The sequence below is a fragment of the Acinetobacter sp. FDAARGOS_515 genome, assembly GCF_003938865.1.
In the GTDB taxonomy this organism is placed as follows: Bacteria; Pseudomonadota; Gammaproteobacteria; order Pseudomonadales; family Moraxellaceae; genus Acinetobacter; species Acinetobacter ursingii.
This window is the reverse complement of sequence record NZ_RKIX01000003.1, coordinates 1,774,590-1,791,540: the sequence shown is the minus strand read 5'-3', so window position 1 is coordinate 1,791,540 and position 16,951 is coordinate 1,774,590. Positions and strand designations below refer to the sequence as shown.

Below are 16,951 nucleotides of genomic sequence, written 5' to 3'. Positions count from 1 at the left end.
TCACAACGCACACCAACTTTAAATCTGGTGTGCGTTGTTATATCATTGTATTGAATAGACTTTATATTTAAATTCTCTCTTTTTTTCAATTTTATGCTATAACAACCACTTATTTTTCTTTGTTTATTTTGACGGTTGGACTCATTTATGAGTAAATCATCTTCTGGCAATGATGCTGAATCAACGGCTTTAGGCTGGAAATTTATTATCATTGTGGCGGCGATTACCACGATATTTTTCACTTTTTTATACTTGGCCATGTCCAGCGAACCTGACTATATGCCTAATCAGGAAGCGAAAAAAGGTCATTACCAACTCAAAACAACATCGCAACCCGCATCTGAAAATCAGCAAAATGATGAAGCGCCAACTCAACAGTCCACGCCTAAGGATGCACATTCGCAACATCAAGCGCAACATTAACACTGGAAAATATCATGTCAGTAATACAACGTCAGGCACTTATCGTTGAAGGCGGTGGTATGCGCGGTGCTTTTACTGCGGGCGTACTCGATGCCTTTTTAGAACAACAATTTAATCCGTTTGATCTCTATGTCGGTGTGTCTTCTGGGTCTACCAATCTTGCCAATTATCTGGCAGGTCAAAAAGGTCGTACACTTAATTTTTATATTGATCATTCTCTACGTCCAGAATTTATCAGTTATAAGCGCTTCTTGAAAGGCGGTGATTTACTTGATTTAGAATGGATGTGGCAAGTTGGTGAAACTGAACACCCGCTTGATCAACAGACACTATTTGCACAAAATCCTGATTTTTATATGGTACTGACTCACGCACAAAGTGGTCAGGCTGAGTATTTACGAGCAGGACGAGATAATCTATTGGATGCTTTACGTGCATCGAGCACGATTCCTGTATTAACTCGTCAACCTGTCGACATTATGGGTGAGCCTTATTTTGACGGCGGTGTCGCAGATGCGTTGCCTGTACAGTGGGCAGCGCAACAAGCAGATGTGAGCAAGCTGATGGTGATTCGCACACGTCCGCAGCATTATTTTAAAGCCAGTAGTAAAGGCGATCAGTTTTTGGCAAAATATATTGTCAGGAATAATCAAGGCTTTGCATTGAGTCTAAAAGAACGCTGTAATCGTTATAATGATTCTGTCAATTTTCTGCGTCAGCCCCTTTCAACTCAGCAACCACAACACATTCTTGAAGTTTGCGTTCCCGATAAAAAAGGATTGGCAAATCGTCTTTGTAAAGATCGCAACAAGTTGCAATATACCTATCAAGTCGGTCTGGAAACTGGATTTGCGGCGATTGAGCAATGGAAAACCCTACCCTAAACAGTTAAAAGATCAGGTTTCTGCCTGATCTTTCCAAAACACTAGACGATTTGAAAAGGGATCACGAATCGATAATTCTAAATTTCCCCACGGCACGGTTTCAAGCTGGGGTTTGGCAAATCGGGCATTCTGATCTAAGAGTTGTTGAGCAAATTGTTCTAATTCCACTAAATGCAACCGTACCAATGCACCTGGACTACAATCCCCATAATGTTCAGTTAAATGTAAGCAATATTGATCTTTAGAAATTTGCATATAAAGCGGAAAGTTCTCTTCAAATTGATGCGTCCAATCTAGTTGGAAACCCAAAAAATCAAGATAAAAAGCTTTGGCCTTTTCCACATCAAAAATACGTATCACAGGAATAATATTCTGGTTTTGATTCATTTTTTTCTCAATTCAGTTTGTATTTTGAAGTATTTCTTTATCTTTGGATTTACGTTGCTGTAAATACCGTAATCTTTTGGCGACAAACCCTGCCGCCTATTCAAAAACATTTAAACTTTAGACTTCTTTCGTAAATTCTCTTTATTTCTCTCTATGGGAGAAAAACAAACAGGGTTTAAGCAATGATGAAAGAAGTCTTTTTAACACCTCAACCACAGTTCTCATAGTAATTGAAAACGACTGATTTTTAGATTCATATCAAATCTTATTTTGCACGAAATGCTACCCAAACCTGAATGTTAAGGGTTAATCATCTAAAGATAAAAACATTTCAATATGAGGAATACCACAGTCATCATAAATATCACCGCGTTGACAAAAACCTAAACGCTCATAAAAACCCGTTGCATATACCTGTGCAGAGAGTTTTAAATCAGGCAAATTTTGTTCTTGCGCATGAACAATGATGGCTTGCATCAGCTTATATCCAATATTAAAGCCCCGATAAGCCTTTAGAACGGCCACTCGCCCAATACTCCGATTTTGCAGTAAACGTGCTGTCGCAATCGGTTGAACATCATGATACACGACGAAATGCTGCGAGATTGCATCATGAGCGTCCCATTCTTCCGCCTCGGGAATGTGTTGTTCTTCAACAAACACCAAGGTCCGAATCAATTTGGCATCTTGTTGTAAACTGTTCCAGTCACCTACTTGAATATCAAGTTGCAGATCTAGCGTAGTTTTATCCATCATTTAACATTTACACCCAACATTCTCAATCGCGATTTGGTCATTTAAGAGCAATTCCAATGTCTGTTTTTCAATGCCATACATCTGTTTTAATGCCTGAATCTGCTCCAGAATTTTTGGATCAGGTTGATCGATATCTTTACGCTTTGTGGCCAAAATCATTTTATTTTTACTGGTATGCTCTAAAGATACAAACTCAAACACTTTTACGTCATAACCATAGGCTTTGAGCAATAAAGCACGTAAAGTATCGGTCAGCATTTCAGCTTGTTGCCCTGCATGAATACCAAACTGTAACATCGGTTTTAACACTGATGGACTGTGCAATTGTGGTCTTAATTCTTTATGACAACACGGCGCGCACATGATCATCGAAGCATTTAAACGAATACCGGTATGAATCGCAAAATCTGTTGCAATATCACAGGCATGTAAAGCAATCATAACATCAAGCTGCTCGGTCTGATAAGTTCTGACATCCCCTTCAAAAAAATCAAGCCGATCAAAACCTGCTTTGGTTGCGATCTCTTTGCAAAATTCAACCAGATTAGAACGTAACTCAACGCCTGTGACGACAGGCTGAGTCGCTGTTTGCTGCTGTAAATAATCATACAAGGCAAAGGTCAGATAGCCCTTGCCCGAACCAAAATCGACAATATTAACCTGATCTTTTTTTACCTCAATTTGATCATAAGCATGAGAAAAAATTTCAATAAATTTATTAATCTGTTTCCATTTACGCGCCATCGCAGGAATAATTTTTCCATTGGCCTCTGTGATTCCTAAATACTGTAAAAATGGACTGGCCTGATCAACATAGCGTTCTTTTTCACGATTATGTTGCTGAGTCGGTTTGGAATGCTCCAGACTCGGTTTCGTGTGTTGTTGAATATTCAGTAGTACTTTTTTCTTATTTTTTTTCAATTGAGCTTCAACATTGTGCGCAAACAAATTGGCTTGCTTGCATAAATGTACAAGTTTTTCAATCACATCAAGTGATTCTTTTAACTCATAATTTTTTGTCACGTCTTTAGTTTTATAATGATACAGCGCACTTAATTTCGTTTGTTGCTGTAACTCAACCATTCGGAATGTGATTTTCTCAAGCTCTGTCTCTGTACCTTGATATTGACTCAAAATCAGTCGTTCAAACTGCTGACTTTGAATCGTTTGGTGTATCAATTCAAGGAACTGCTGCTCTTGAGGAGAATGGGTTGCCAAAGCGGACATAGTAAAAACCTTATTTATTTGCCGCTCTAGTTTAAAACGTCTTACTTTAAAAACAAAATTGAATTACTATACACTTGTACTTTTAATAAAATGATCTAAAAATGTCTCAGTTTCCTGTACTTGATTATGATCCTCTGGAAGAACAGCTCAATGCATGGAGCCATGCTGCTGGTGCTGTACTGGCAATCATGGCTTCGTTTTTTTTATTGATCAAGGCACATGACCTCAGCACAGGTCAATGGGTGGGTTTATGGGCGTATTGTTTCAGCCTAATTTTAGTCTTTAGTAGTTCTGCGCTGTATCATTTTGCCAAAACCAAAGAAAAACGACATTGGTATAAAAAACTGGATCATACCGCGATTTATTATCTCATCGCAGGGACATACACCCCTTTTTTAAGTATTGCTATTCCAACTGCCAAAGCACACTATCTCCTGATTGCACTCTGGGTGATCGCCTTCATTGGGACACTTTTCAAATTAATTTTCATTCATCGTTTTCAAAAAATTTCCCTGATTGCCTATTTGCTGATGGGTTGGACAGCTGTGTTACTTATTGATGATATGCAAAGATATTTGAGTAAAGACGCACTGATTTTTTTAGTGACTGGCGGGTTAGCTTATACGATCGGAGCATTGTTTTATGCGCTAAAAAAGGTAAGATATACCCATGCAATCTGGCATGTTTTTGTATTGATGGGCGCGGGATTACAATTCCTTTCGATCTATTGGTACGTCATCTAGTCTATTTTGAATACTATGTTCAGCGACCCTGATTGGTATTGAATATTTAGATTCGATTTCTTTCATCAGTCCTTTTTTATTCTCCTTGAGGGAGAAAAATAAAGAGCGTCTAACTAAATAGTTATATAGTTATGAAAGAAATCTACTACTCGTTATTTTTTTAAGAAATTACGCCTTTTTTAAAAAGATTACGCTTTTAAAAACAAATTTTTTTATTTTTACGAAGTGTAAGGTTCCTTTATGGCGTCATCCTCTACCTCTGCAACCACAGCACCTGCTGTTGCCAGTAACTCAAAATTCCGTGTCTTAACTGCGAGTCTCGTTGGAACAACGATCGAGTTTTTTGACTTTTATATTTATGCCACAGCGGCAGTCCTGATTTTTCCGCATCTATTTTTCCCTGCAAGCAGTGGCAGTGCTGCCATGCTACAGTCCCTAGCCACTTTTGCGATTGCCTTTATTGCTCGCCCGATTGGTGCTGCACTCTTTGGACATTTAGGTGATCGTATTGGTCGTAAAGCCACATTGGTTGCTGCTTTGCTCACGATGGGAATTTCGACCGTCTGTATTGGCTTATTACCCACTTATGCTCAAATTGGTATTGTTGCGCCATTATTGCTTGCGCTTTGCCGTTTGGGTCAGGGCTTAGGTTTAGGTGGTGAATGGAGTGGCGCTGTACTTCTCGCAACTGAAAATGCGCCAGAAGGTAAACGTGCATGGTATGGCATGTTCCCGCAACTTGGCGCGCCGATTGGTTTTATTTTAGCGGCGGGTTCATTTCTAACGCTTGGCGCATTAATGCCAGATGAAGCGTTTATGCAGTGGGGATGGCGTATTCCATTTATTGCCAGTGCAATTTTGGTTTTAGTCGGTTTATATATTCGTTTAAAACTACACGAAACCCCTGCTTTCCAAAAAGTGTTGGATAAGCAAAAAGAAGTGAATATTCCATTTACCGAAGTGGTCACCAAGCATACCAAACAACTGATACTGGGAACGATTGGTGCGGTATGTACCTTTGTTGTTTTCTACTTAACCACTGTCTTTGCCTTGAACTGGGGAACCACGCATCTTGGTTATGCACGTGGACAATTTCTAGAAATGCAATTATTGGCAACCTTGTGTTTTGCTGCTTTTATTCCACTCTCTGCAATTTTTGCTGAAAAATTTGGTCGTAAAGCAACATCGATTGGGGTTTGTATCGCCGCGGCTATTTTTGGTTTGTTCTTTTCTGATCTGCTTGCATCAGGCAATACTTTGGTGGTGTTCCTGTTTTTGTGTATTGGTTTGTCGATTATGGGACTCACTTATGGTCCAATTGGAACTGTACTTTCGGAATTATTTCCAACCTCAGTCCGTTATACAGGTTCAGCGTTGACTTTTAACCTTGCAGGTATTCTAGGCGCATCTTTTGCACCCTTGATTGCCACCAAGTTAGCTGAAACTTATGGCTTGCAGGCAGTCGGTTATTATCTAACAGCAGCGTCAATTTTATCATTGATTGCGTTTTTGCTCATCCGTGAAACTAAAAACGAAGATGTGAATAATCAGATTTAAACCAATTTGATGAAAAAACCAGCGCTTGCTGGTTTTTTTAATTTAACGCATTGAAGAAAAATTTCTTAAATCAATTCAATAATATCAATTGTGGGTGGCACCCGAAATCGAAAAGGCACACCGACCATGCCTGTACCTACGGTGACAAAAACATCTGCATGTTCATGCTCATAAAAGCCCTTTTTATGTCCTAAAATTGAGACTTTTTTCATGATGTAATTGGTGATCCATGGCAATTCAACTTGCCCTCCATGCGTATGTCCAGAGAGCATTAAAGGGCGTAAAGGAAGTTCTGGCACCATATCGACCGTATCTGGGTTATGCGATAAAATCAGCCACGGCTTATCTTGCGGTAATTCTGGCATAAATCGCATATCGGTTTTACCCGCCCATAAGTCCCCGATTCCGATCAGACGGAACTCATCAAACTCAACAATTTTTCCTTCGATATCGATCACATCATTGACATCTAGCGCATGTTTCAGCAATTCCTGAATCGGCGGGCCGGGATATTGTTCATCATGATTACCGGGTACAGAATAAACAGGAGCTTGTATCTGGCGTAATACTTGTAATTCTTCAGCGAGTTTATGTTCTGGCTCGTAGGTCCAATCCCCAGCCACCACCACAATATCGGGTTGTGCCTGATTCAGCTTTTCGACAATAATGCGTAATTGACGCTCATGACCAGAATATAAACCGACATGTAAATCTGCAATCAAAGCCACTTTGACCGGTTTTGCAAAAGGTTGATTCGGATTTAAACGGTACTGATGCTGCCGCACATGCACCAAATGCGGCTCGATAAAACGTGCATAAATCAGAAAAACACTTAATAAAAAAATGAAAACGCTTTGATGCAATGAAAAATAACCAGACCATCCCGCATAAAGCGTAAAAATAACCAGAGGAAACAGTAAATAAGATAAATAAAACACCAGCAAATGCACAAAGGCTTTAAAAGGGTGAATGGTTTCGGTACAGGCTTGACTACGCCAGGCTTGCGAAACTGCCCAAATTGCGAGAACAACAAAAATCAGATAGAAATAAAAAATAATCGAATTAAAATCCCACATAGCTATTCTCAAATGATCTTAAATAGCATCTTAAACACTGAAAGACTCATCAGGATGAGTGATTTTGTTTCAGTTATTTATCTTTGGCTAATCAAGAATTATACTCTAGGCCACATTATTGATGCATACACTATGGCAAAAACACTCCGCTTAGCTACACAATACCCTAATTTTACTGCAAAAAAGCAAATAAGTAGGCACTTTTTGCTTGGCGTCAGTTGTATGCTGGTATTGAGTTTAAGCGGATGCAATACGCTGCCCAAACCTGGTCATGAGGTCATTCAGTTAGCAAGCCAAGTCGATACATCACACACCACGCTTGCCAAAGTCGTAGAACCTCTACGTCAGCAAAATCAAGGGCTGACAGGTTATCACCTGCTTTATGATCCACTTGAAGCGCTTACAGCACGTCTAAAGTTGATTGATAAAGCCGAAAAAAGTCTGGATCTACAATACTATATCTGGGACAACGACCGCGTTGGCGCTTTAGCCTTACATGCCATTATTCGGGCTGCGGATCGTGGCGTAAAAGTACGTTTATTGATAGATGATAACAATGCCAAACAAATGGAAGCGGTTTTACTGGCATTGTCACAGCATCAAAATATAGAAGTCAAACTGTTTAACCCCTATCGCTTCCGCAAGTTTCGTGCCATCGATATGGTACTCGACTTAAAACGCATTAATCGGCGCATGCATAATAAAAGCTTTATCGCTGATGATCAGATTGCGCTGATTGGGGGGCGCAATATGACCAATCAATATTATAACAGCAGTGATAATTATCAATTTTCCGATGTCGATGTCATGTTGGTTGGCTCGGCTGTAGATGATATTGTTCATTCTTTTGATGATTACTGGAATGATAAATATGCCTACTCTGTGATTAATATCGTCAATGCTAAAACGCATTATTTACGCTATCCAGAACTAAAACGTCAGCTTGATGAACATTACGAACTGGCAAATGTACAAAACTATCTGAACTTGGCTGCACGATCACATGCCTTTGACCAATGGTTTAATAGTAATATCCAGTTTGATTGGGTTCAGGCGAAAGTGGTTAAAGACTCACCTGATAAAATTCGTGGCAAAGCCAAAAAGGAACAGCATTTAAACTTTCAGCTGATTAAAAATCTGCAAAAACCAGAAGAAAATGTTGATTTAGTTTCTGCCTATTTCGTACCTGAAAAACAGGGTGCCAAACATTTAAGTGAATTGGCACAAAATGGCGTACAGGTTCGGGTATTAACCAATTCTTTTAAAGCCAATGACGTCTCGATCGTACATGCCTTTTATGGTAAATATCGTAAGGAATTACTGGAAAATGGCGTCCAGCTTTATGAGTTTTTGCCCACGCTGGATGAAGAGGAGCTGAACAAAGATACTCGCGAATTAGCCAAAGAAGCTAAAATTAGTCTAAAAGGTCTGAGCAATTCAAGCCTACATGCCAAAATGATGACGCTGGATCAAAAACAAGTGTTTATCGGCTCTTTTAATTTCGATCCACGTTCAGCCTATTTAAATACCGAAATCGGCGTCATTTTAAATAGTCCGAGTTTAGCGAAAAGCATTCACCAAACCATGGATCAACAATTAACTCATTATGCGTATAAACTGGTGCTGGATGCCAATCATAATATCAATTGGTATCGCCAAATGCCGAATAGCACTAAAATTTATAAAAAAGAACCCCGTATGAAATGGTGGCAACGAGCAGGCGTCAAAATGTTATCATGGCTTCCAATTGAAGGATTTATGTGATGTTAAATCGCTTATAAACCCTCCAAGTTTGCACTGTTTGATCAATGATTTAACACTTTCGCATGCAGCTCTTTTAAACCTTGTTCCATTTTTTGCTGAACTTCAGCGGTTAAACTGCTCACCGTATGACCTTGTACCTCAATTTCAGGCAAAGTTAGTAAATGCGCGGTGACTTTCGGCATTTCCAAAACTTGTTGTACATGTTCTGCAAAAGTCATTTCGCCAATAAATGGTGCCACCGTATCTAACTCACCTTGTTGATTCACATAACAAATCAAACAGACTTGTACTGGACGCTGTGCTTCTATTGCGGCTCCCAAAATACGTCCATGCACTCGTTTAATACTTTTTCCATCTGTCGTTGTGGCTTCTGGAAAGAATAAAACGGGAATGTCTTTCCTTAAAAAATCTGCGATTTGTTCACGAATCCGAATCGAATCTCCTGAACCGCGTTTAATGAATAAGGTGCCACCGCCCTTCGCGAGTTGCCCGAGGACTGGCCATTTTTCAATTTCAGCTTTCGCCAAAAAGAAGACTCTCGCACCAGAGCCTAATACTGCAACATCCAACCAAGAAATATGGTTACTCACCCACAATGATGGATTCCGTGGAATTGTGCCGTGTACTTCAACCTCAATATTAAAAACTTTGCACAATTGACGACAAAAGTACTGCACATAACGGGTATTCATTGGATTATTTGGATTTTTATAGAGTCGATGACGATAGACCAAATAAAAGCCTTCACCAATCACTCCCAGACCTGTGGCCAATTTTTTACTATATAAAAAAACTTTTTCTACTGGAGTTAAGTTCTTTGAAGTCGCTGATTTCGTTTGAGCCATAAAAATATCATTTTTGTTTAAATTGCAATTTCGACCTATTTTATACTGAACTTGATGGGCTTGTATTGATGATAAAAACCGAACATGAACATTTAAAAATTCAATTTTTATTTATTATTGCGATTGATTATTATTTAACTATCGAAATTAAAGATCAAAGGAGCCATGTCATGCATACTACTCCCGTGAAACAACATCAATATTCTACAGGTTCAATGACCACCATGTTACGTCAGATTCTGGGTTGGTCAGTTTTATATGCAGGGGCCATGATTCTCACTGCCCAAGCATTTAATAGTTTAATCTAGTCCTTTTGGCTATAAAACTAGATTCAAATGCCTGCTCGGGTTATCTTAGCAGGACATTTTAGTTAAACGAATTTGGTGATCTGTGGAAGACGGTTTGGGACAAGTGCAACAAAGGGAACGCGTCATTCTGGTCAGTGTAGCTGTCAATATGCTTGATGATCTGGATGTTGAAGAGTTTCGTCTACTTGCCCAATCCGCAGGCGCGACAATACTTGAACACCTGACCGTTCAGCGAAATAAACCTGATCCCAAGTTTTTTGTTGGCTCAGGTAAAGCTGAGGAAATTGCCCAACTTGTAGAGCATTTAGAGGCTGAACTCGTGATCTTCGATCATTCACTTTCTCCTGCTCAAGAGCGCAATCTGGAAAAAATCATGAAGTGTCGCGTTATTGACCGCACAGGATTAATTCTGGATATCTTTGCACAACGTGCCCGCACACATGAAGGTAAATTACAAGTTGAACTGGCACAACTGAAGTATTTATCGACACGGTTGATTCGCGGTTGGGCAGCGGGCTTTGAGCAACAAAAAGGCGGAATTGGACTCAAAGGTCCGGGTGAAACGCAACTTGAAACTGATCGCCGCTTGATCAAAGTGCGTATTAGTCAATTAAAAGATAAACTGGTCAAAGTCCAACACACCCGTATGCAGGGTCGTGCAGCAAGGCAAAAAGCAGCAATTCCGACGGTATCTTTGGTCGGTTATACCAACGCGGGCAAATCAACCCTGTTCAACATCTTAGCCAATAGTGATGTTTATGCTGCCGACCAGTTGTTTGCCACGCTTGATCCAACATTGCGGCGTTTAGACTGGGATGGCATTGGCACCGTTGTCCTTGCCGATACGGTCGGTTTCGTTCGAGACCTGCAACACGACTTGGTGGAATCATTTAAAGCCACCTTGGAAGAAACCCTTGAAGCCACACTTTTACTGCATGTGATTGATAGTCATAGCCCTGATATGCATGAACAGATTGAAGCGGTAGAAGGTGTACTCAAAGAAATTGGCGCAGATGCGCCCGTTTTGAGGGTATATAACAAAATTGATTTAAGTGGTGATGAACCTAAAATTATATATGCTGAACCGCATTTACCTGATCGAGTTTATGTATCTGCACATTCAGGACAAGGATTAGACCTCCTCAAACAAGCCGTACAAGAATGCTTAATGGGGCAATTACAAAATTTTGAACTCATCCTAAAACCTGCGTATGGCAAATTGCGGACTCAACTTTATGCACTAAATGTCATCCAAAGCGAACATTATGATGATGAGGGAAATCTACATTTAAAGGTTTCGATTGCTCCACATAAACTTGAGCAACTGATTCGACAAGCGCATTTACCGCTTCAAGATATTCTGGGTGAACGTGCCAATCAATTCAAAAGACCACTTGAAGAATTTGAAATCAAATCCTAGATCGGTTAAAACGTGAATATTCAAATGATAAATAGATGAGCAACATGGACAGGTTAAAACAAATCGACTGGTTGGCATGGCTGGCCACCATTGCGCTAATCATTGTATTTCGAGAGGGCGCTGTGCTGATCATGGGCACATTTCATCATCCCGAATTAGGCAACTTGGTCGGACTGATTAGCCTTTTGATTGTATTGTTTATCTGGCGGAAGTTTAAAAAGGTTCCAAATCGTCTGGTCGATACTAACAATAAAATCATGAAAGAAAGTGGATTTGCTTTTTTACCCATTTGTGCAGGTTCATTGATGATGCTAGTACATATGGGCAAAGAAATTCCCTTGTTTTTATTGGTACTGGTCATCAGCACCCTGATTCCACTCTGGATTTACGCCAAAATGGCAAAACGTTGGCTTTAGGGAGAGAAGACATGTTAACCGTTCTTTATGGTTTTTTAATCACGCTGGTGGCTTATCTCTGTGCTAAACCCTTGAACAAACGTTTACCTCAAGTACCACTTTTAGTGTTTGGTATGTGTATTGTCGTCGCGATTTTGGCTGTTGTTGGGATGCCTTATGAACAATATATGAACAACGTGAATAATTTATTTAGTCATTTATTGGGCTATGTCACGGTCGCGCTTGCGATTCCATTAGCCGCCATGCGCTACGATGATCTACCGCTTAAATCCATGATTGGTATTCTAATTTTTGCCAGCACCAGCGCAGTTGCTCTACCGATGGGACTTGCATACTTACTTCACATGTCCGAACCCACCATTTTAGCTTTTGCCACACGTGCCGTTACCACTCCAATTGCTTTAAATATCGCGACTTTATTACATGCTCCATTGACTCTAGTGACATTAATTGTGATTTTATCGGGGGTGATTGGTGCGGCATTTTCTCCGCTTATTTTGCGTCATATTAATGATGAACGCGCATCGGGTCTGGCTTTGGGTTTAGCTGCACATGCCATTGGAACTGCGCAAGCATGGCAACGGGGTGCGGTAGCTGGTCGTTATGCAGCTTTTGGCATGGCCATTAATGGTGTATTCACAGCAATCTGGTTGCCAACCTTTATACTTTCTCTGCAAAATCTGTGACTTGTCAAACAAAAATAGGCATTGAATAGCAGCCAAATTCCACCTAAGATTGGAGTAGTTGTCATTTATGACATAAAAAGTTATCTGGTTACGCAAAAAAGGAATTTAAAAGATGCGAAAGCTAAAATTAGCAGCAGCGGTATTATTGTCGGGGTTGAGCAGTCTGGTTTTTGCACAAGACATTTCTGGTATCTGGCAAAATATTGATGATAAAACAGGTTCATCCAAAGCCCTGATTGAAATTCGCAAAGACTCAAATGGGGCTTATATTGGTAAGATTATTAAGGTTACGCCGCGTCCGGGTTATACGCCTAAAGAGACTTGCGTCAACTGCCCGCCGCCTTACACCAATAAACCAATTTTAGGTCTGGATGTTTTAACTGGCCTTCAGCATGATAAAGATTTAGATTACAAAGGCGGTAAAATTATCGATCCTTTAAGCGGTAAAATTTATAGTATGAAAGCCAAATTAAGTCCTAACGGCAAACGCTTACAACTTCGCGGTTACGTGGGTGTTTCGGCGTTGGGTCGTACCCAAATCTGGATTCGTCAGGAATAAAAAAAGCGTAGTTACAATTATAGAAAAGTCACCAAATGGTGACTTTTCTATTTTTAGTGAATGAATGGGTTATCCACCTGAAAAAGCTGTTGATCTTCGAGTCGATAAGCAATCAACTGATTACCCCACACCGCGCCCCCATCAACATTCTGGATTTGAGAATTCACGCTTCGGCCTTGTAGCGCGGCCCAATGGCCAAATACAATTTGATGTGTCTGTGCAGCTAAACTATCAAACTCAAACCACGGACGAAAGCCTTCAGGCATGGGGGCAGAAAGCTCATCCTTAAAACTAAATTCCAAACGACCTTCGGCATTGCTTAGACGCATCCGAGTCAAATAATTAGTAATCGCACGCAGACGCGACATACCCGTCAACTCATCTGACCACAATGTTGGTTGTTCGCCATACATCTCAGCTAAAAATGCATCCAGTTGGTGTAAATCATCACTTGCAACCTGCGCTTGTACTTCTTTGGCCAATTGATCAGTTTTTTCAGCCGTCCAAATACAGGGAATGCCAGCATGGGTCAAAATCGTGTGATCATTTGGAAATAAACACAACGGTTGCTGACGTAACCAATCAATCAGTTCATCACCGTCAATCGCATCAATCACTTGTTGGGTATTATCTTTGGCTTTAATTTTTTTAAAGCCACGCGCAGTCGCAATTAAAGTTAAATCATGATTTCCTAACACGGTGTAAGCTGCACCACGTTCTGCTAATTTTTTGACAAAGCGTAAAGTGCCGACCGAGTTTTCTCCACGCGCAACTAAGTCGCCTGCAAACCAGATCACGTCTTGATCAGGATCAAAACGTATTTCCTTGAGCAAGGCTTTTAATGCTTCAAAACAGCCTTGTACATCACCAATCACATAGTTATAACGTTTCGACATCTTAATTAGCCAACCATATGATCAGATAACGCCACAAACTGCGCCAGCGTTAAAGTTTCAGGGCGTGCCATCGGATCAACACCCGCTTGCTCGAAACCATCTTCACTCAGCATTCCTTTCAAACTGTTGCGTAAGGTTTTACGACGTTGCGTAAATACGTGTGCAACCAACCGCGATAAGGCTTTTTCATCTTGAGCCACAATCGGTTTCTCAAGATAAGGGACTAAGCGAAATACAGCGCTGGTGACTTTTGGCGGCGGATTAAATGCACCCGCAGGGACTTCAAATAAAAATGTTGGCTGACAATAATACTGAATCATCACCGACAAACGACCATATTCTTTGCTATTGGGTGCTGCGGTAATCCGTTCCACCACTTCTTTTTGCAGCATAAAGTGCATATCTTTGACTTTATCGCCAAATTCTAAGAGGTGGAATAATAAAGGAGTCGAAATATTATAAGGCAAGTTACCAACCACACGTAGCGGACGACCATCCTGTGCTAATTGGCTAAAATCGTACTTGAGTGCATCTGCTTCAACAATGGTTAAACGTTCTGGATGCGGTACACGTTCGGGTAAACCTGCTGCCAAATCTCGGTCGAGTTCGACCACAGTCAGTGCATCACACTCGCCAATCAATGGCGAGGTAAGGGCAGCCAGACCTGGCCCAATTTCGACAATATTCTCACCTGGTCGAGGGTTCACTGAGCGTACAATTTTGGCAATCACACGCTGATCATGCAAGAAGTTTTGACCAAACCGTTTACGAGCTTTATGCCCTTCTTCTTTAGGGTTTAGGGCATTAATTTGATACATAAAAACGTTCCAACAGAAATCAATTATTGACGCGCCAGATCTAGCGCCAGATCAACCGCAATTTGCAAACTTGAGCTTTTGGCTAAACCTGTACCAGCCAAGGACAGTGCCGTACCATGATCGACTGAGGTGCGAATAAATGGTAAACCTAGCGTAATGTTAATGGCTTCACCAAAGCCCTGTGATTTTAACACAGGTAAGCCCTGATCGTGATACATCGCCAAAACCGCATCGGCATCTTTTAAATGTTCAGGGGTAAATAAAGTGTCCGCAGGCAGACATAAACTCATGTTTACTCCGTTGTGACGATAGCGTTCAAGGACAGGATTGATCACTTCAATTTCTTCCCGACCTAAATAACCATCTTCACCCGCATGCGGATTCAAGCCACAGACTAAAATTCGTGGCTGCGCAATCTTAAATTTAGTTTTCAGATCATGCAGTAAAATATCAATCACCTGATGTAAGCGTTCAGCTGTAATCGCATCCGCAACAGCACGCAAGGGTAAGTGCGTAGTGGCTAAAGCCACTCGAAGAGTTTTGGTTGCTAGCATCATCACCACACGGGCAACCCCTGCAAATTCCTGATAAAACTCAGTATGTCCGCTAAAAGTAATGCCTGCATCATTGATCACTGATTTTTGTACAGGTGCCGTTGCTAATCCTACACTTTTCCCTGTCATGGCATATTCAGCAGAACGCTTTAATTGCTCAATCACATAAGCTGCATTTTGGAAATTTAATTCCCCTGCAATAACGGGAACATGTAAAGCAACATGTTCGATATAAAGCTGACCTTTTTCACAAGAGTTGGGTTGTCCATGATACTCAATCAGTTCAACCTCAATTCCCAATTGCTGGGCACGTTGACGCATTAAATCCTGATCGACCAAAACCACAAGCGGTCGTTGATCCAAACGTTCAGCAAGGCTTAAACAAATGTCTGGACCAATCCCTGCAGGTTCACCACTGGTAATATATAAAGGACGTGCCATCAAATCGCACTCGTATCAATTTTCATCCATTGCAGTATATTCAATTTTAGCGTTTCGTCGGGTAAAATAATGTGGTTTAAAATCGATTATTTCTTGTGAAAGCTGATGGATTCGTTTAGAATCTCGTCTCCTTTTGTTTGGGCAGATTCCACCGTCCAAACCAACTATAATAGGTAGTAGTAATGAAAACTCTCAGCGCTAAGCCTGCTGAAGTACAACACGACTGGTACGTTGTTGATGCTTCTGGCAAAACTTTAGGTCGTCTTGCGACTGAAATCGCTCGTCGTTTACGCGGTAAGCACAAGACTTCTTATACACCTCACGTTGACACTGGTGACTACATCGTTGTGATCAATGCTGAACAAGTTCAAGTGACTGGTAACAAAGCACTTGATAAAAAATACTATCGCCACACTGAATTCCCAGGCGGTTTAAAAGAAACTAATTTCGAAAAATTAGTTGCTCACAAACCTGAAGAAATCTTCCAACGCGCTGTGAAAGGCATGTTGCCAAAAGGTCCTCTTGGTTATGCAATGATCAAGAAGATGAAAGTGTATGCTGGTAGCGAGCATCCTCATACTGCTCAACAGCCACAAGTTTTGGACATCTAAGGGATAAAGCACATGGCAACTAATTATGGTACAGGTCGCCGTAAGACCGCAACTGCACGTGTTTTCTTATCAGCTGGTACTGGTAAACTCGTGATTAACAACCGTACTTTAGAGCAATATTTCGGTCGTGAAACTGCTCAAATGGTTGTTCGTCAACCACTTGAGTTGTTAGAAGCAACTGAAAAGTACGACCTTTACATCACTGTTAAAGGTGGTGGTATCGGTGGTCAAGCTGGTGCTATCCGTCACGGTATTACTCGTGCCTTGATCGCATCTGACGAAACTTTAAAACCAGTTCTTCGTCAAGCGGGCTTCGTTACTCGTGATGCACGTGAAGTTGAACGTAAAAAACTTGGTTTACGTAAAGCACGTAAACGTCCTCAATTCTCTAAACGTTAATACGTTTTTCGAGTTGGACAAAACCCCAGATATTCTGGGGTTTTTCTTTATCTAAAATTTTTTACTTATTGTCCTTTACAATACTCGCTAGATGCCAAGCGAATGCTCCAAACTTATTTAACGGGGTATTATCTTTTTAGATGTATTTTTAGTATCCTACACCATCCAATTTTTTAGTTTT

General features: G+C 40.7%; 20 protein-coding genes. 12 read left to right on the top strand and 8 right to left on the bottom strand.

The genetic code is table 11. The annotated features are described in order from the left end of the window. Positions 1 to 147: 147 nt before the first annotated feature. A complete protein-coding gene (locus EGS47_RS10225; protein WP_049174794.1) occupies positions 148 to 423 on the top strand; it encodes a hypothetical protein in 276 nt (91 codons plus the stop codon). Between the two features lie 14 nt (positions 424 to 437). After that, on the top strand, positions 438 to 1,307 hold the full coding sequence (locus EGS47_RS10220) for a patatin-like phospholipase family protein (protein ID WP_119686345.1): 870 nt from the start codon (positions 438 to 440) through the stop codon (positions 1,305 to 1,307). 12 nt (positions 1,308 to 1,319) lie between these two features. Here the strand turns inward: EGS47_RS10220 and EGS47_RS10215 are convergent, their stop codons facing one another. From EGS47_RS10215 to EGS47_RS10205, 3 genes are all read right to left on the bottom strand, one after another. Continuing rightward, positions 1,320 to 1,694 (bottom strand): glyoxalase superfamily protein, encoded by a 375-nt coding sequence (locus EGS47_RS10215; protein WP_119686346.1) that lies wholly within the window; start codon positions 1,692 to 1,694, stop codon positions 1,320 to 1,322. A 306-nt stretch (positions 1,695 to 2,000) separates the two neighbouring features. Then, entirely contained in the window at positions 2,001 to 2,450 is a 450-nt protein-coding gene (locus EGS47_RS10210; RefSeq protein WP_005002119.1) for a GNAT family N-acetyltransferase, read from the bottom strand. Beyond that, the gene (locus EGS47_RS10205) at positions 2,451 to 3,677 is read right to left on the bottom strand and encodes a class I SAM-dependent methyltransferase (RefSeq protein ID WP_005002115.1); all 1,227 of its coding nucleotides are present in this window, start codon (positions 3,675 to 3,677) and stop codon (positions 2,451 to 2,453) included. A gap of 101 nt (positions 3,678 to 3,778) precedes the next feature. Here EGS47_RS10205 and trhA point away from each other — a divergent pair, with 101 nt between their 5' ends. After that, on the top strand, positions 3,779 to 4,420 hold the full coding sequence (gene trhA / locus EGS47_RS10200) for a PAQR family membrane homeostasis protein TrhA (RefSeq protein ID WP_005002113.1): 642 nt from the start codon (positions 3,779 to 3,781) through the stop codon (positions 4,418 to 4,420). Between the two features lie 240 nt (positions 4,421 to 4,660). Then, a complete protein-coding gene (locus tag EGS47_RS10195) occupies positions 4,661 to 5,977 on the top strand; it encodes an MFS transporter (protein WP_005002112.1) in 1,317 nt (438 codons plus the stop codon). Positions 5,978 to 6,042: 65 nt separating this feature from the next. On the opposite strand, the gene EGS47_RS10190 is transcribed toward EGS47_RS10195, so the two are convergent. Continuing rightward, on the bottom strand, positions 6,043 to 7,053 hold the full coding sequence (locus EGS47_RS10190; protein ID WP_005002105.1) for a metallophosphoesterase: 1,011 nt from the start codon (positions 7,051 to 7,053) through the stop codon (positions 6,043 to 6,045). Positions 7,054 to 7,275: 222 nt separating this feature from the next. Between EGS47_RS10190 and EGS47_RS10185 the strand changes: the two genes are divergently transcribed. Continuing rightward, positions 7,276 to 8,817: a phospholipase D family protein gene (locus tag EGS47_RS10185; protein WP_228128595.1), complete on the top strand. Its 1,542-nt coding sequence runs from the start codon at positions 7,276 to 7,278 to the stop codon at positions 8,815 to 8,817. Between the two features lie 41 nt (positions 8,818 to 8,858). Here the strand turns inward: EGS47_RS10185 and EGS47_RS10180 are convergent, their stop codons facing one another. Beyond that, positions 8,859 to 9,662 (bottom strand): lysophospholipid acyltransferase family protein, encoded by an 804-nt coding sequence (locus EGS47_RS10180; RefSeq protein ID WP_004992421.1) that lies wholly within the window; start codon positions 9,660 to 9,662, stop codon positions 8,859 to 8,861. Between the two features lie 170 nt (positions 9,663 to 9,832). Here EGS47_RS10180 and EGS47_RS18675 point away from each other — a divergent pair, with 170 nt between their 5' ends. From EGS47_RS18675 to EGS47_RS10155, 5 genes are all read left to right on the top strand, one after another. Then, entirely contained in the window at positions 9,833 to 9,970 is a 138-nt protein-coding gene (locus tag EGS47_RS18675) for a hypothetical protein (RefSeq protein ID WP_227546612.1), read from the top strand. Positions 9,971 to 10,064: 94 nt separating this feature from the next. Further along, positions 10,065 to 11,390, top strand: coding sequence for a ribosome rescue GTPase HflX (hflX, locus tag EGS47_RS10170; RefSeq protein ID WP_005002102.1), 1,326 nt, complete (start codon positions 10,065 to 10,067; stop codon positions 11,388 to 11,390). Between the two features lie 44 nt (positions 11,391 to 11,434). Further along, entirely contained in the window at positions 11,435 to 11,806 is a 372-nt protein-coding gene (locus EGS47_RS10165) for a hypothetical protein (RefSeq protein ID WP_005002101.1), read from the top strand. Positions 11,807 to 11,817: 11 nt separating this feature from the next. Continuing rightward, a complete protein-coding gene (locus EGS47_RS10160; RefSeq protein WP_005002100.1) occupies positions 11,818 to 12,492 on the top strand; it encodes an LrgB family protein in 675 nt (224 codons plus the stop codon). A 112-nt stretch (positions 12,493 to 12,604) separates the two neighbouring features. Next, positions 12,605 to 13,051, top strand: coding sequence for a DUF2147 domain-containing protein (locus tag EGS47_RS10155; RefSeq protein ID WP_004992409.1), 447 nt, complete (start codon positions 12,605 to 12,607; stop codon positions 13,049 to 13,051). A 53-nt stretch (positions 13,052 to 13,104) separates the two neighbouring features. Here EGS47_RS10155 and EGS47_RS10150 read toward each other — a convergent pair whose 3' ends face one another. Genes EGS47_RS10150 through pdxA form a run of 3 tightly spaced genes read right to left on the bottom strand, consistent with a single transcriptional unit; the run spans position 13,105 to position 15,760 of the window. Beyond that, the gene (locus EGS47_RS10150) at positions 13,105 to 13,947 is read right to left on the bottom strand and encodes a symmetrical bis(5'-nucleosyl)-tetraphosphatase (protein WP_005002099.1); all 843 of its coding nucleotides are present in this window, start codon (positions 13,945 to 13,947) and stop codon (positions 13,105 to 13,107) included. A gap of 5 nt (positions 13,948 to 13,952) precedes the next feature. Continuing rightward, positions 13,953 to 14,765: a 16S rRNA (adenine(1518)-N(6)/adenine(1519)-N(6))-dimethyltransferase RsmA gene (rsmA, locus tag EGS47_RS10145; RefSeq protein WP_004992406.1), complete on the bottom strand. Its 813-nt coding sequence runs from the start codon at positions 14,763 to 14,765 to the stop codon at positions 13,953 to 13,955. A 23-nt stretch (positions 14,766 to 14,788) separates the two neighbouring features. Then, positions 14,789 to 15,760, bottom strand: coding sequence for a 4-hydroxythreonine-4-phosphate dehydrogenase PdxA (gene pdxA / locus EGS47_RS10140; RefSeq protein WP_005002098.1), 972 nt, complete (start codon positions 15,758 to 15,760; stop codon positions 14,789 to 14,791). A gap of 182 nt (positions 15,761 to 15,942) precedes the next feature. Between pdxA and rplM the strand changes: the two genes are divergently transcribed. Both rplM and rpsI read left to right on the top strand, forming a co-directional pair. Then, positions 15,943 to 16,371, top strand: coding sequence for a 50S ribosomal protein L13 (rplM, locus tag EGS47_RS10135; protein WP_004992400.1), 429 nt, complete (start codon positions 15,943 to 15,945; stop codon positions 16,369 to 16,371). A 12-nt stretch (positions 16,372 to 16,383) separates the two neighbouring features. Then, a complete protein-coding gene (gene rpsI, locus EGS47_RS10130; protein WP_004992397.1) occupies positions 16,384 to 16,770 on the top strand; it encodes a 30S ribosomal protein S9 in 387 nt (128 codons plus the stop codon). Positions 16,771 to 16,951 lie beyond the last annotated feature (181 nt).